Annotated in this window: 8 protein-coding genes; 3 read left to right on the top strand and 5 right to left on the bottom strand. The window is 63.7% G+C overall.

Annotated features, from left to right (window positions below; translation table 11 throughout):
* Positions 1 to 52: 52 nt before the first annotated feature.
* From WFP44_RS00150 to WFP44_RS00130, 5 genes are all read right to left on the bottom strand, one after another.
* Positions 53 to 2143 (bottom strand): alpha-glucuronidase, encoded by a 2091-nt coding sequence (locus WFP44_RS00150; protein ID WP_419716502.1) that lies wholly within the window; start codon positions 2141 to 2143, stop codon positions 53 to 55.
* A 32-nt stretch (positions 2144 to 2175) separates the two neighbouring features.
* Positions 2176 to 3669, bottom strand: a complete 1494-nt coding sequence (locus WFP44_RS00145) for a tryptophan halogenase family protein (protein ID WP_336924310.1) — start codon at positions 3667 to 3669, stop codon at positions 2176 to 2178.
* Positions 3670 to 3688: 19 nt separating this feature from the next.
* A complete protein-coding gene (locus WFP44_RS00140; protein ID WP_336924309.1) occupies positions 3689 to 4720 on the bottom strand; it encodes a cupin-like domain-containing protein in 1032 nt (343 codons plus the stop codon).
* Positions 4720 to 5451, bottom strand: coding sequence for a SapC family protein (locus WFP44_RS00135; protein ID WP_336924308.1), 732 nt, complete (start codon positions 5449 to 5451; stop codon positions 4720 to 4722). Before WFP44_RS00135 ends, WFP44_RS00140 begins: the two co-directional genes overlap by 1 nt.
* Positions 5452 to 5624: 173 nt before the next feature.
* Positions 5625 to 8744 (bottom strand): TonB-dependent receptor, encoded by a 3120-nt coding sequence (locus WFP44_RS00130; protein ID WP_336924307.1) that lies wholly within the window; start codon positions 8742 to 8744, stop codon positions 5625 to 5627.
* A gap of 630 nt (positions 8745 to 9374) precedes the next feature.
* Here WFP44_RS00130 and WFP44_RS00125 point away from each other — a divergent pair.
* The 3 genes from WFP44_RS00125 to WFP44_RS00115 are packed head-to-tail and all read left to right on the top strand — an operon-like array spanning position 9375 to position 15432.
* The gene (locus WFP44_RS00125; RefSeq protein WP_336924306.1) at positions 9375 to 11810 is read left to right on the top strand and encodes a glycoside hydrolase family 3 N-terminal domain-containing protein; all 2436 of its coding nucleotides are present in this window, start codon (positions 9375 to 9377) and stop codon (positions 11808 to 11810) included.
* Positions 11807 to 14233, top strand: a complete 2427-nt coding sequence (locus tag WFP44_RS00120; protein ID WP_377923121.1) for a glycoside hydrolase family 3 N-terminal domain-containing protein — start codon at positions 11807 to 11809, stop codon at positions 14231 to 14233. The genes WFP44_RS00125 and WFP44_RS00120 overlap by 4 nt, the downstream gene beginning before the upstream one ends.
* Entirely contained in the window at positions 14230 to 15432 is a 1203-nt protein-coding gene (locus WFP44_RS00115) for an endo-1,4-beta-xylanase (RefSeq protein ID WP_336924305.1), read from the top strand. Before WFP44_RS00120 ends, WFP44_RS00115 begins: the two co-directional genes overlap by 4 nt.
* Positions 15433 to 15559 lie beyond the last annotated feature (127 nt).

Here is a 15559-nt window from a genome sequence, read left to right as displayed (position 1 = left end):
TGCTATCCCCAGCCCCGCAAGCGTCCGTTCACAATTGTAGTTGGCCGCGAACTCAATTTCCGGGTGCTTCCGGGAAAGTCAGCGAGCGGTAGTAATCCAGCGCGTGCGCCGGCGACGGCGTTCCGGCCGGCAATTCGCGCCCGTTCACCGATTGCCAATAGGCGAGGCTGGCATCGCGCCACCAGCGCGCCTCGTTCGCCTGAATGGCCAGGTTTTCGGTAACCGCGCGGTGGCGCTGCGCATCGACATAGGGCGCAAGGTCAGCCCATGTGGCCGCCATGGCATCGACAGCGGCAACCCCGCTGTCATAGCGGTGCACCAGTTCGGCCCACAGGCTGCGCCCTGACGGCATGGGGTGATCCCAGCTGACGCGGTGGAACCACAGCAGCCAGATCGGATCGGTCGTGGCCGGATCGGCCCATTGCGCCGCCACAGAGGGTGCATATTGCGCAAGGGCATGGGTGCCGCGTTCCGTGCGGTCAAACCCGATGCCGTGGGCATCGGCGCGGTGGTAATAGCACGGGTTCCATTCGGGCCGTTCCAGATCGCACACCCACGGTGCAGGGCCGTAATGGTGGCCGGTATCCATCAGATGGGCGAGGCCCAGCGGCGTCATGTAATCGACCACCGCCTCGCGGCTGCCCAGCATCATGGGTACCACGGAATCGAGGAAAGCGGGCGCGCGGCTGAATGTCTGCGCGGCCCATTCGCGCGCGATCGTTTCGCTGGAAAGTGAAGGATCCCACGCCAGCCGGCCAAAGGCATACCAGTTCGCCTGATCGAAATCGGAACCCGACCAGTTGCGGTCCGATCCGGTATTGGCGACGCCTGCCATACCGACGGGGGCGACGACTTCAGCCACTGTGGCCCCGTGTCCGGTATCGGCCTCCAGCACCTCCTCCCACATGGGGGCGAGAAAGGCGAGGTGGCTGGCAAAGCCGAGATATTCCTTGGTAATCTGGGCTTCCAGCATCAGCCGCGTATTGGGCATGGCGCCGAACATGGGGTGGAACGGTTCGCGCGGCTGAAAATCGATTGCGCCGTTCTTCACCTGCACAATGACATTCGGCGCAAACTGCCCGTCCAGCGGCACGAATTCGGCATAGGCCTGCGCGTGACGGTCAGTGTCATCGAATTCGGAATAAACGAAGGCGCGCCAGATCACTGTGCCCCGGTCGCCCAGCGCTTCAGCCATCATGTTGGCGCCATCGGCATGGGTGCGGCCGTAATCCTGCGGGCCGGGCTGGCCTTCGGAATTGGCCTTGACCAGAAAGCCGCCAAAGTCGGGGATGGCGGCGTAAATCTCGTCCGCCTTGGCTTTCCACCAGGCGCGTACGGCGGGGTCAAGCGGGTCTGCCGTCGGCAATCCGCCAATGTCGCGCGGGGCACTGAAACGCGCCGAAAGGTACACACGGATACCGTAAGGCCGCCAGGCATCCGCCAGCCGGGCCAACTTGACGATATAGCGTGGCTCCAGCATGAAGGCGCGCGCGTTGACATTGTTCACCACCACGCCGTTAATGCCGATGCTGGCATTGGCGCGGGCGTAATCGATCATCCGCTGGTCCAGCCGCTCCGGCAGATGCCACCAGTCAAAGATCGACCGCCCGGCATAGCCGCGTTCAACATGGCCATCGGGATTGTCCCAATGGTTGAGCATCCTGAGCGGCATGGCGGGGGCATCGGAATAGCCGATCTCGCCAAGCGGCGTGCCCTGCGCCAGGTCTCGCAACAGCGCATAGGCCCCGTAGAGGCAACCCAGCGGCTCAAAGGCGTAGACGGTCAGCCCATTGGACGATCCATTCAGCGAGAATGCCCCTCCATCGGCGATCTGCGGATGGTCGCAATCCAACGCGATCAGCGTGGCCCCCGGTTCCGCCGCAGTCGCAACCGCGCGACCAGTCATGTTCGAAAGACCCGCCCGCAATTCGGCAAGCGCGATATCCACCGTGGCATTGCCGGCCTGATCGCTGACAACAGCAAGCGGTCGAACTGTCAGCGCATCGAGGGCCTCCCCCTCAAGCGGCGCATGGCGCAGCCACAGATCGTAGCCGTCCTCCGCCTGCGCCGCGTTTGACGGCAACATAGCCAGAAACGCGGCGACGACGGCGGCGAATGGCGCTTTCCAGATCATTCCTCTCATATGTGGTAGCGCTACCACAGAGGGGCTTCCAGTCAAGCCGCCACGGGCACGGAGGCAAACCGATCAAGGAATTGCTGGTGTTCAGGCAGGCGCGCCACATGGTTACGTATTCCATCGGCCAATCCGTTCAGCGATCCGGCAAGCCGTTCCTTGCCGATCATCCGGCCAAGCCCATGCCGCCCCTGCGGCACCAGCCCTTGCCCCAGCATCACCTGCACCCAGCTGTCCACACGGAACAGTTCGTCATTCGCCTGATAGGCGGTGGCGCTGTCGCGAAACAGCGCGATGCGCGCGGCAAGGCTTTCGGGAATGTCCATCGTCCGGCAGGCGTCCCAGAAACGTTCGCCCTGCCGGTTGTTCAGATGGTAATGCAGCACGATGAAATCGCGGATCGCCTCCAGCTCGCGCCGCGACAGATCGTTGTAACGGTCGCGCAACGCGTCATTCACCCCGTCGAAGGGGAAAAGCTGCGCCAGACGCGTGACGGCAATCATGATGAGGTGGATCGAGGTCGATTCCAGCGGCTCGACAAATCCGCTCGACAGGCCGATCGCCACGCAATTGCGGTTCCAGCTCTTGCGGCGCGTGCCGGAGACATAGCGGATCAGACGCGGATCGGTCAGCATCGCTCCATCCAGTCGCTGCGTCAGCAAGGCCAGCGCCGCATCATCGGACAGGTGGTTGCTGGCATAGACCAGCCCGTTGCCCACCCGGTGCTGCAACGGGATCTGCCATTGCCAGCCGGCCTGGTGCGCCATCGCGCGGGTATAGGGGCGCGCGGGCCCCGTCGCTTCGGTCTGCACCGCCAGCGCGCGGTCGGTGCCCAGCCAGTGCGTCCAGTCCTCGTAGCCGGTGTGCAGAGCCTGTTCGATCAGCAGCCCGCGAAAACCCGTGCAATCGATGAACAGATCACCTTCCACCGGGCTGCCATCTTCCATGGCGAGCGCGGCGATATCGCCGCTTTCGGGATCGAGCTTTACCGACCGAATTTTCCCCTCAATCCGCTCTACCCCCAGCGGCTGGGCAAAGCGGCGCAGGAACTGCCCATAGGCGGTCGCATCAAGATGATAGGCGTAATTGAGGCCTGCATCGCCGCCGGCGGCAAATTTCATCGCCAGTGCCGCCTGTGTTTCGAGGCTGTATTCGGCAATGTCGCCCGCCACGCCCATCGCCCGCGCTTCCAGCCACATATGCTGGAAATCCGCCACCCAGGTGCGCCGGCCCACCGTGCCGAAAGAGTGGAAATAGCTTTCCCCGTCGCGCGTCCAGTTTTCAAAGCTGATGCCCAGCTTGAAACTGGCCTGCGTGGCGCGCACGAATTCGCGCTCCTCAATGCCCAGCAGATCGTGGAACCGGCGCGCGGTGGGGATGGTGCTTTCGCCCACGCCCACCGTGCCGATATCGTCGGATTCCACCAGCGTGATTGTCACCAGCGGCCCAACCGCTTTTGCCAGCATGGCCGCGACGCACCAGCCGGCCGTGCCGCCCCCTGCAATCACCACGCGCTTGACCGGCCTTCCTGCCATAATCCTTTTGCCCTTCTGCTTACCGGTTCAGCCGGTGGAGCACCTGCGCGCGGAGCCGCCGCGCGGTCATTTCGGTCATCGGCCCAAGCGGCCCGCGTGCGCCTTCGGGAAGATGCGCACCTGCCATTTCGCTTTCACCAAACACATAATAATCAAACAGTTCGCGCCATGCAGCCTTTTCGTGTGCGGGCCGGTCGCGCAAGGACAGAAGTGCGTGCAGCAGCGTTGTCTGCGGGGTGTCGATATGTGCGGGCACCGCGTTCCACCAGTAATTGACCATGGCGTTGAACCCATCCAGCGCATCGACCTGGTGCCACCACAATGCCGGGTAATAGAGCACATCGCCCGGTTCCAGATCAGCCACCAATGCCACCTCCATCGCGCGCGCAAAACGCGGGAAGCGGGCAAGATCGGGATCGCGGAAATCCACCATGGTCACCACTTGCCCGCCAGGGGTCGGCTCCAGCGGGCCGGGATAGAGGTTCGCCACCTGATCGGGCGGAAACAGAGTGAAACGCCGCCGCCCCACCAGGCAGCAGGCGATGTTGTTCGATATGTCGTAATGCGCCGACGCGGTGGTGCGGTTGCCGATCCAGATGCTGGCCAACACCGGCTTCACGGCAAAATCGGGATGCGTCAGCGGCAGATCGTTTTCAGCGCGAAATCCCGGCAGGAACCGGTCAAGATCGGTCGATCCGACATAGAGCGCAGGGGCGGCGGGATCGTCCAGCCCGGCCAGCACTTGCGCCAGCACATCGGGCAGGGCGGCGCGGGTGGCCGCGAAGTTCAGGCCGTCCATTTGCGCCGTGTAATGAAAACGCCCGCCTGTTTCCGCAGGAGCTGTAAACAGCGTGACCGGCGCATCACCGGCGAACCGGGCCAGATAGCGGGCAGCCGTATCCGCCCCGGCAAGCCCGGCCTGCACCAGCGGCCAGTCACGCGCCAGCCCTTCCAGAACCACGGGCTGGCCTGCGGCAAACAGATCGGCATAGGGGATGGCATCGGGCGCAATGCCTGTCAGGCGGCGCACAGGGGTGCCCCACTCCCCCATCAGGCCGGCACCTTCTCCGACAGGGCCGCGCGGCGGGCGCTGCGCAGGTCGACAAGGCGTTGCAAATTGTCGAGCGAGGCAGCGATGAAAAAGGCCGAATGGAGGAAGCCGGGCCGATGCAGCGCTTCAAGTTCCGCCCCTGAAAGCGCGGCGAGCCGTTCCCTGTCGATCGTCACCGCGTTGCTGATAGCGATGATCTCATCCTCGGCCGTGCGCAGTTCCAGGTTCACCTGCCGCAGCAGGCCCGCTTTGGTCAGCGCCTCCACCAGGGGGTCAAGCAGATCATGGCCGAGATAGATTGCGCGCAGCACATTGCTGATACGCTCCAGATAGCGCGTCTGCCCCCCATGTGGGAGGAACACCGCCTCGCCTTCCGAACGTGACACGCGCGGATCGGCAAGGTCGATGCGGATCATCGGTTCCGCGCCTTCGGCTTCGGGCGCGGCGATGCTGAAAGGCCCGCGTTGCAGCGCCAGCGGCACATGGCGCGATTGCCAGCCGTCCACTGGATCGAGGAAGAGATTCTCGCCATCAGTCAGCCCCAGCAGCGCCACCGGACGCAGGCGTCCTTCGGCATCAGGTCGCAGGATGATCGGAAACTCGCGCGCTGCGGCTTCGAACTCGGTCGGGAAGACCAGCACCTGATGCACCGCGTCGCCATAATCGGCAGCGCCGCGCGTGATAACGCGCAGATCGTGGTGATCGACATTGTTGAGAAGGGCGTGGGTCATTCCAGTTGCAACTCGTTGTCAGGGTATGTCAGGCCAAGCTGGAAGCTCGCTCGCACCAATCCCGGATCAATGTGCGGGAAATCGCCGCGGGCGGCAATGGCCCGAAAGGCGAAGGGAGGGGTTCTTGCACACAAGAACCCCTCCCCCTGTTACCTCATTTCGGCATCAGCCGATCAGAAGCGGTAGCGCGCACCCACCAGCACACGCGGTTCCAGTTCCTGCGCGAAGAACAGCTGGTTCGTATCGCGACCATAGGAACGCACCGGCTCGCTCAGGATGTTCACCGCTTCAAGCGAGAAGGTCACCTGCTCGTTGAAGTCATAGCTGACCGCCATGTCCAGCGTGCCGAAAGGCTCGAAGAACACCGGGTTGCGGCTGCCCCCGCGGTTCACACCCGCCAGGAACTTGTCGCGCCAGTTATAGGCAACGCGCGCCGAAATCGGCCCGGCTTCGTAAATGCCGGTGACGTTGAAGCTGTCCGACAGGCCGACCAGCGCGAAGACATCGGTGCCCGGATCGGAAAGGATATCCACGTCGACATCGCCATACACCTTTGTGAACGAGCCCGACACGCCGAAACCGGTATCGCCGAAGAAGTACTGGCCCTGCAGTTCGAAGCCATGGATGTTGCCTTCCCGGTTGTTGATCGGGGTGGACACCTGGAACACGAACAGCGGGTCAGACGCGTTGGCAATCACGTCACGGTCAGCCAACACCGTATCCACGAAAGCCTGGTTCAGCTGGCCATTGGCCTGGAGCTGTGCCTGGAACTGCGCGGTTGCCGCGGCCACATTGCCGTTATTGGCGTCGATCAGCGCCGTCATGGTGAACAGGCTGACATCGCTCAGCACTGCGCCCAGATTGGCGATAACCTCACGCGCAGCGCCCGAACGGGTGCCGGGCGCGCCGGTGGTGGGGTCACGCAGGCCAAACAGGTTCTGGTTGACCTGGCCTACGCCGACAAAGTTGGACACGTTCTTCACAAAGAAGGCACCCGACACGAAGCTGGTCGGCGCGAAATACCATTCCAGCGAGATGTCGAAATTGTCCGAGACCAGCGGCAGCAGCGCGGGGTTACCCTGCGAACCACCTGCCACACCGCCAAGCAGCGTGGGACGGTCGGGCGCATTGGCCGACTGCGACGCGAACAGATTGCCGAAATCGGGGCGTGCGATGGTCTTCGAATACGACACGCGAGCCACCACATCGTCCACCGGTTCGATCCGGAAGTCGATCGCGGGCAGCAGCTTGCTGTATTCGCCGCCACGGGTGATTTCACCCACCTGCGCGCTGATCACGCGGGTGAAATCGTTGTCCGAATCCCATTCGATGACCGAAGGGATGGCCACGCGCGAGAACGAGGTGGTCTTGGTGTTTTCCCAACGGGCACCCAGAACGAGGCCCGCTTCACGGCCAGCCAGTTCGCCGTTCCAGTTGAACTGCGCATAGGCCGCGAAGATTTCCTCACCCACGATGTCGAATTCGTTACCGGTGACATTGTTGGGGTTGCCACGCTGCGCGTAGAACGGGCTGAACACCTCGAACAGGTCCACCGCATTGCCGCGGAAGGCGACATCGGCATTGCCCACATCGAACTTCTTGAACTTGCACGACAGGCAGAACTCTTCCACCAGGTCGCTGGCGCGGCTTGCAATGTCGCCGACATTGTTGATGCCCCAGTCGCCCAGCGTCTGCTGGGTCTGCGTGCGCGCGCTGGTCATGCTCGAATCGATGTAGCTTGCGCCCACATCGAAGGTGCTGTCGCCGTCAAGTTCCCAGCTGAGAGCCGCGCTGAACTGGTCAACCCGGTGGCGCTGGCGCGACGAGTTGGTGCGCGCAATCTGCGTGCCCAGATCGCCGAGGTCGAGGCGGTTGTTGTTATTGCCTCGGTCGTCCGCCGTCCCGCGAATGCCATCGGTGCCAAGGCCGCTGTCATTAAGCGTCCACAGCTGCACCGGCACCTTGCCGCTGAAATCCACCGAGTGCGCATCGACCACCGGCGCACCCATGGAGAACAGGGTGGAACTGGCGCCGTTGCGCGCATTGGGGCGCGAATTGGAGATCGAGTGGTTGCCATCGAGCGTCAGCGTGAAGCCGTCCCCGATTTCCCATGCGACATTGAGGCCGTAGGACTGCAGCTCGGTAAGGCTGGAACGGTACTGCTGCTCGAAGCCCAGATCCTTCGTGCCGTAACCCGCGCCTTCGGCGATGAAGATCGCGGTCGGAACGGCATCGCTGGTGTCAAACGTGATGCGATCGAACGGACGGTTGAACCAGTTGGTCTGGTCGGTGCGCTGTTCGCTCTGGTCATTGCGGACATACATCGCGTCGGCGGTGAAGGTCAGCGTTTCAACCGGACGGAACTGCATGGTGCCCGCCACATTGATGCGCTCACGCTCGAATTCCGAGAAGTGATAGCGGCTGTCATTGGGCACCGCGACCAGGGTGCTTGGGTTGCTCGGCGCACCGGTGACCTGCGTCGAGGGACCCTTGCCGGGGAAGCTTGCGAACGGCGCAATGTTCCACGCGTTGGAGGTGGCGCTTACCGCTTCGCTCTGACGCAGCTGATAGGCGCCGAACAGCGACACACCGAACGTCTCGGCATCGTCGCTCCAGGTCAGCACGCCCGACACTTCGGGATCGACGCGGAAATCGGAATTGGACAGATCGTAGAGCGCCTTGGCGCCGATCGAGCCGCGCAGGCCATCGCCGCGCGCGTCGAGCGGGCGCTGGGTGACCACGTTGATCGCCGCACCGATGCCGCCCGACGGGATCGAGGCGCGGCCGGTCTTGTAGACTTCAAGTCGCTGCACGCCTTCCGAAGCGAGATTGTTGAAGTCAAACGAGCGGCCGGTGGCGCGGCTGAAGTCCACGTCCTGGTCACCACCCACCGAGTTCACGAAGGTGGTGGCAATCTGGCGGCCATTCACGGTCACCAGGTTGAAGGCCGGGCCGAAACCGCGAACGGTGACCTGCGAACCTTCGCCGTTGATGCGGCTGATCGACACGCCGGGAATGCGCTGGAGCGATTCGGCAAGGTTGGTATCGGGGAATTCGCCGATATCCTCGGCCGAAATCGCGTCCACCACGCCGAAGTTCTCGCGCTTGATGTCCATCGCCTGCTCAAGGCTGGCGCGCACGCCGGTGACGATGATCATGTCTGACGACGTGTCCTGCGCCACGGCTGCCGGAGCGGCAACACCCAGCGCCAGAATGGACACACCGGCAGCAAGCACGGCGCGGCCACCCGCGGACGAACGACGACAAACGGAATTACTGGCCGAAGCCTTCATGACTTTCCTCCCCTCAACGACGGCATTGCATATGCCGCTCTGCCCATTGGCGGACGGCCAGTCGGGAGACTGTGCCGTCTGTGCAGCGATGATAGCGCTACCACGCTGCTCCATCTAGCAGTCAGCTTTGCGTTGTCAATTGCCTCCACACCACCTTTCCATAAAATTTCCCGTGCATTACGGCGTGATAGCGATACCTCCGAACTGGTCGAAGTGGCGGAATTCTGCCCCTTTTGGGCACCAATCCCTGTCTTTTGCGCCGGTTTGGCGCCTGTGAGGCCGGACCTCGATTCATTCCGATTTTCCCCCGGATCAGCGCTCCGGGTTCAGATCACTCCCTTTGACGGGCGGCCTGGGCAAGGCGCCGGGGCAGTTCGACTCGCGTCTTTGCCCATCTCTTTGCGTGCGAATGCGCGGCAACCCCTTGCGCTCACGATTTTTCTGCTGCGCACTGCGAGAGAGAGAGCGCGTTTGGGCTGCCGACAGGGCCGATCCCCCGCAGCCTTCGCACCAAAGTCTGCGCAAATTGTGCCGGTCGGCCGAAGGCGGTTGACATCGCCTTGCCAATCCGGATGATAGCGCTACCAAGATTGGACGGCCGAAAAAGCGGCTGCAGGGAGAGAAAAAATCATGCGCACCATCCTGCGGGCAAGTCTTGCCGCCAGCGCTGCCTTGATGGCGCTGACCGGGCCTGTGGAAACACCTGCCCTTGCCCAAGGCGCGCCCGCCGGTTCCACGCCCGCAGATCAGGCAAGGCTGGCCCGGCCACCCGCCGATGCGCCCTACCGCAACCCCGCCCTGCCCACCGCGCAGCGCGTGGCCGATCTGCTGGCGCGCATGACGCTGGAGGAAAAGGTCGCGCAGATCATTACCTTGTGGGACAACAAGGTGGAAATCCAGAACGCCGATCACAGCTTCAGCCCCGCACTCGCCAGCCAGCGGATTCCGCACGGGCTGGGGATGCTGGCACGGCCCAGCGATTTGGCGGGCCCCACCAGCCCGCGCGTGAACCCGCCGCGCAGCATCGAAGACAGCCTCGAATATGTCCGGCAGATGCAGGACTGGGCGATCAACGAAACCCGTCTTGGCATCCCGGTGCTGTTTCACGAAGAATCGCTGCACGGCCTTGCCGCGCGCGACGCCACCAGCTTTCCCCAATCCATCGCGCTGGCCAGCACCTGGAACCCCGATCTGGTGCGGCAGGTGAACGATTACATAGCGTCCGAAGTGCGTGCGCGCGGCGTGCACCTGGTGCTGTCCCCCGTGGTCGATATCGTGCGCGATCCGCGCTGGGGCCGGATCGAGGAAACGTTTGGCGAAGACCCGTTCCTTGTGGGCGAAATGGGCGTGGCCGCTGTCGAAGGGCTGCAGGGGCCGGGCCGCGATCACCGCCTGGGCGAAGGGCAGGTCTTTGCCACGCTCAAGCACATGACCGGGCACGGCCAGCCCGAAAGCGGCACCAATATCGGCCCCGCGCCGATTTCCGAACGCACCTTGCGTGAGGCGTTCTTCCCGCCGTTCGAACAGGTGGTGCGCCGCACCGCGATTGCCGCCGTGATGGCGAGCTATAACGAGATTGACGGCGTGCCCAGCCATTCGAGCGACTGGCTGCTGAAGGATGTCCTGCGCGGCGAATGGGGATTCCAGGGCGCGGTGGTGTCCGATTATTACGCGATCGAGCAGATGGCGGAAATCCACCGGATTGTGCCCGATATTCCCTCTGCCGCGCGTCTGGCGCTCAATGCCGGGGTGGATATCGACCTGCCGGTGGGCGCGGCCTTTTCCACCCTGCCCGCGCAGGTCGCGGCGGGACTTGTGGATACCGCGCGCATTGACGAGGCGGTTTCGCGGATGCTGGCGATCAAGTTCGATGCCGGCCTGTTCGAAAACCCCTATGGCGATCTTGCCGCGGCGCAGCGGTCGAATACCGAGGAAGGCATTGCGCTTGCCCGCCGCGCGGCCGAGGCTTCGCTGATCCTGCTCAAGAACGAAGGCGGCACGCTGCCGCTGGCACTTCCAGAAGCCGGCGCGGCGCGCCCCACCATCGCAGTGATCGGCCCCAATGCGGCAGTGGCGCGGCTGGGCGGCTATTACGGCATCCCGCGTGCAACCGTTTCCCCGCTGGACGGCATCCGCGCCGCTGTGGGGGATCGCGCGAACATCATCCATGCCGAAGGCGTCCGCATTACCGAGGATGACGATTGGTGGGCGGACGAGGTGACGCTGGCCGACCCCGCCGAAAATCGCGCCCGCATTGCCGAGGCGGTCGATGCCGCGCGCGGCGCTGACACGATCCTGCTGTTCATTGGCGATACCGAACAGACCAGCCGCGAAGCCTGGGCGAATGAACATCTGGGCGACCGCACCAGCCTTGATCTGGTGGGCGAACAGAACGAACTGTTCACCGCATTGAAAGCGCTGGGCAAACCTGTTGTCGCCGTGCTGGTGAACGGCCGCCCGCCCAGCTACCCGCTGATTGCCGAACAGGCCGATGCCATCCTCGAAAGCTGGTATGCGGGCGAGCAACAGGGCCATGCCATTGCCGATGCGCTGTTTGGCCGGATCAATCCCGGCGGCAAGCTGCCCGTCACCGTGGCGCGCGAAGTGGGCCAGTTGCCGGTTTTCTACAACCACAAGCCCACCGCGCGGCGGGGCTATCTGTTTTCCGAAGTCAGCCCGCTTTATCCCTTTGGCTTTGGCCTGTCCTATACCAGCTTCGCCTTTGGCGAGCCAACGCTTTCCTCCGACACGATCCGTGCAGGTGAAGCGGTAACGGTGCGCGTGCCGGTGACCAATACCGGCGCGCGCGCGGGTGACGAGGTGGTGCAGGTCTATCTGCGTGACGAGGTGAGCAGCGTGACCCGCCCGGTGAAAGAACTGGCGGGGTTCCAGCGCGTCACCCTTGAGCCGGGTGAGACCCGCATGGTGGATATCACCATTCGCCCCGAAAGCTTCGCCCTGTGGAACCGCGATATGCAGCGCGTGATCGAGCCGGGCACCTTCACAATCATGGCCGGGCCCAATTCGGTCGACCTTGTCTCCACCACGCTGGAGATCGTGCAATGAACGCTCCCGTAATTGGCTTGCCCCTTGTTTCACGCCGATCGGCGCTGAAACTCCTGGCGGGCGGCAGCATGGCCGCGATGGCGGTGGCACAGGCGCCTGCCGCCTTTGCCCAAGGATCGCAACCGCTATACAAGGATGCTGCCGCCCCCATCCCCCTGCGCGTGGCCGATCTGATGGCGCGGATGACCTTGCGCGAAAAAGTGCAGCAGATCCGCACCGCCTGGCAGGGCAAGGGCGACATGATCGACGATCTCGTCTTCAATCCGGCCAAGGCCAGTGCCGCCTTTCCCGACGGGATCGGCCACCTCACCCGGCCGTCCGACAAGCGCGGCGTGCCGGGCATTACAGGTGCGGCGGGCGGCACGGCCGCGCGCTGGCGCACCCCGCGCGAAACGGTGGACTTCATCAACGCGGTGCAGCGCTGGGCGCTGGAAGATACGCGGCTGGGCATTCCCGTGCTGTTTCACGAGGAATCGCTGCACGGTTACATGGCCACCGAAGCCACCATGTTTCCGCAGGCCATCGCGCTGGCGGGAACCTTCGACACTGATCTAATGTACCGCGTGCAGTCGGTGATCGCGCGCGAGACGCGGGCGCGCGGCGTGCCCTATGTGCTCTCGCCTGTGGTCGATACGGTGCGCGATCCGCGCTGGGGCCGTATCGAGGAATGCTGGGGCGAATGTCCCTATCTCTGCGCCGAAATGGGCGTGGCCGCGGTGGAAGGCCTGCAAGGGCGCGGCAAGTTCGAGAAGCTGGCCGATGACAAGGTCTTTGCCACGCTCAAGCACATGACCGGCCATGGCCAGCCCGAAGCGGGCAACAATATCAGCCCGGCCCAGCTTTCCGAGCGTGACCTGCGCGAAAACTTCTTCCCGCCCTTCCGCGAAATCGTGCAGCGCACCAGCGTGGGCGCGGTGATGCCCAGTTATAACGAGATCGACGGCATCCCCAGCCACGCCAATGCCTGGCTGCTGGACACGGTGCTGCGCGGCGAATGGGGCTTTGATGGCATCATCGCCAGCGATTATGGCGGGGTGCACGAACTCGCCACGCTGCACCATGTGGCGCGCGATCTGGAAGACGCCGCGCACCAGGCACTGCTGGCAGGGGTCGACAGTGAACTGCCCGAAGGCATGGCCTTCGCCACGTTGGAGGACGCGGTCGAGGCGGGCCGCATTCCGGTGGAGCTCGTCGATCGCGCCTGCGCCCGGATGCTGACCTTCAAAATGCGCTGCGGCCTGTTCGAGAACCCCTATGGCGACTGGGAAAAGACCGAGGCGCTTACCGGCAATGGCGAGGCGCGGGCATTGGCGCTGGAAGCCGCGCGCAAGTCGATGTGCCTGCTGACCAACCCCACCGGCGCATTGCCGCTCAGCGAGGCGACGATGGGCCGCGTGGCGGTGATCGGGCCAAACCACGCGATTGCCCGGCTGGGCGGCTATTCCAGTGTGCCCAAGCAGGCGATCAGCCTGATCGAAGGTTTGCGCGAAATTGCCCCGCAGGCCGATTTCGTCACCGCACAGGGCGTGTTCATCACCACCAGCGAAGACCGCTCGCAAAGCGATGTGCGCCTTGCCCCGCGTGACGAGAATCTGCGCCTGATTGCCGAGGCCGCCGAAATTGCCCGCACCGCCAACACGGTGATCCTGGCGATTGGCGATACCGAACAGACCAGCCGCGAGGGCTTTGCCACCACCCATCTGGGCGACCGCACGGTGATCGACATTGTGGGCGAACAGAACGAACTGGTCGATGCCATCGCTGCGGTCTGCGCCGAAACGGGCGCAAAGCTGATCGTGTGCGCCATCAATGGCCGCTCGCCCAGCTGGCCTAATGTGGTGGCAAAGGCCGATGCCGTGCTCGAATGCTGGTATCCGGGGCAGGAAGGGGGCATCGCCATGGCCGAGGCGCTGCTGGGCCGGATCAATCCCGGCGCCAAGTTGCCCGTCAGCGTGGTGCGCAACGAAGGGCAGATCCCGCTTTTCTACAACCACAAGCCCAGCGCGCGGCGCGGCTATCTGTTCGATGATGTGACGCCGCTGTTCCCCTTTGGCCACGGCCTGTCCTACACCACGTTCGATATCTCCGCCCCGCGTGTGGGCAAGGCCGCCTTTGGCACGGCCGAGGATGTGCCGGTCGAAGTGACCGTGACCAATACCGGCAGCCGCGAAGGTGATGAGGTGGTGCAGCTGTATATCACCCGCCGCGATGTCTCGGTGACGCGGCCGGTGCTCGAACTCAAGGGGTTCCAGCGGGTAACCTTGCAGCCCGGCGAGAGCCGCACCCTGTCCTTCACCGTGACCCCGGCCCAGCTTTCCTTCTGGAACCGCGACATGGTGGAAGTGAACGAGCCCGGCCCCGTCACTCTCTCGGCCGGCAACAGCAGCGCCAATCTGCGCACAACGGAGATCGTGATTCAGTGACCTTGGGCAAAACCCCCTTTTCGATTGACCGCCGCAGCGTGTTGGCGGGCATGGTCGCCGTTCCTTTGGCCGGCGCAGGCGCGGGTCTGTTCTCATCCGCTTTTGCGCAGCATGGAAGTGACGGAGCGGTTCCTGCTCCCGAAGGCAGCCTTGATGCGATAGCGCGCCGCAGCGGCCGCCGTTTTGGCAGCGCGATCAACTGGAACGCGGGAACCAATGGCGGATCGATCCAGAACCCGCTTTATACCGGCATCATCAATGCCGAATGCAGCCTGGTGGTGCCCGAAAACGAGCTGAAGTGGCAATGGACGCGTCCCGCGCCCGATGTGTACGACTTCACCCGGATGGACGCGATTGCCGCGTGGGCGCAGGCCAACGGCAAGGGGTTACGCGGGCATACGCTGCTGTGGCACCGGCCGCGCTGGTTTCCCGAATGGCTCAACAATTATGATTACGGCGCCAATCCGGTGCAGGAAGCCGAGCGGATGCTGGTGGACCACATCCGCACCGTGACCGACCGCTATCGCGGCCAGATCACCAGCTATGACGTGGTGAACGAGGCGATCGACCACGACACCAACCGCACCATTGAAACCAGCATGAGCCGCGCGATGGGCAGCCCCGAAGCGGTGATCGATCTGGCCTTCCACGTGGCGCGCGAACAACTGCCCGATGGCGAACTGGTCTATAATGACTACATGAGCTGGGAGCCGGCCCATGTTGCGCATTGCAACGATGTGCTGCGCCTGCTGGAAGGCATGAAGGCGCGCGGCGTGCCCTGCGATGCACTGGGGATCCAGTCGCATATCGAGATGTTCTCGATCGATCCCGCCACCGGCGTCGGCCCTTATCTGGAGCGCGAATGGCGGCGCTTCTGCGATGAAGTGGTGGGCATGGGCTACAAGCTGATGATCACCGAATTCGACGTGAAGGACAAGGCGCTCCCCGGCGCCATTCCCGAGCGTGACGCAAAGATCGCCGATTTTACGCGCCGCTATTTCGATGTGATGCTCGATTACACCGAACTGACAGACATCCTTGCCTGGGGCATGGTCGACCGGTTCAGTTGGCTTCAGGGCTTTGCCCCGCGCGATGACGGGCTGGAAGTGCGGGCCTGCCCCTATTCGAGCGAATATACCGCTAAACCGATGCGCGATGCGATTGCTGCATCATTGGCAAGCGCCTCGACATCGGCCTGATGCCAGGTCGATAGCGCGACGAACTTCACAGGGCAGTCTCCCCGATTGCCACCTCAAAGGGGTCAGCCGAAAGGCTGGCCCCCTTTTTTTTGCGCCCCATACGCGCACATGGCAAACAATCGCACGA

The organism is Alteraurantiacibacter palmitatis (assembly GCF_037154115.1).
GTDB classification, from domain to species: Bacteria; Pseudomonadota; Alphaproteobacteria; order Sphingomonadales; family Sphingomonadaceae; genus Alteraurantiacibacter; species Alteraurantiacibacter palmitatis.
Note: the sequence above shows the minus strand (reverse complement) of the source record. Positions and strands in the feature narration are given on the sequence as shown.

Coding starts and splice junctions, on each gene's coding strand:
- WFP44_RS00150 (WP_419716502.1), bottom strand. CDS start 2,143: ATGAGAGGAATGATCTGGAAAGCGCCATTCGCCGCCGTCGTCGCCGCG.
- WFP44_RS00145 (WP_336924310.1), bottom strand. CDS start 3,669: ATGGCAGGAAGGCCGGTCAAGCGCGTGGTGATTGCAGGGGGCGGCACG.
- WFP44_RS00140 (WP_336924309.1), bottom strand. CDS start 4,720: ATGGGGGAGTGGGGCACCCCTGTGCGCCGCCTGACAGGCATTGCGCCC.
- WFP44_RS00135 (WP_336924308.1), bottom strand. CDS start 5,451: ATGACCCACGCCCTTCTCAACAATGTCGATCACCACGATCTGCGCGTT.
- WFP44_RS00130 (WP_336924307.1), bottom strand. CDS start 8,744: ATGAAGGCTTCGGCCAGTAATTCCGTTTGTCGTCGTTCGTCCGCGGGT.
- WFP44_RS00125 (WP_336924306.1), top strand. CDS start 9,375: ATGCGCACCATCCTGCGGGCAAGTCTTGCCGCCAGCGCTGCCTTGATG.
- WFP44_RS00120 (WP_377923121.1), top strand. CDS start 11,807: ATGAACGCTCCCGTAATTGGCTTGCCCCTTGTTTCACGCCGATCGGCG.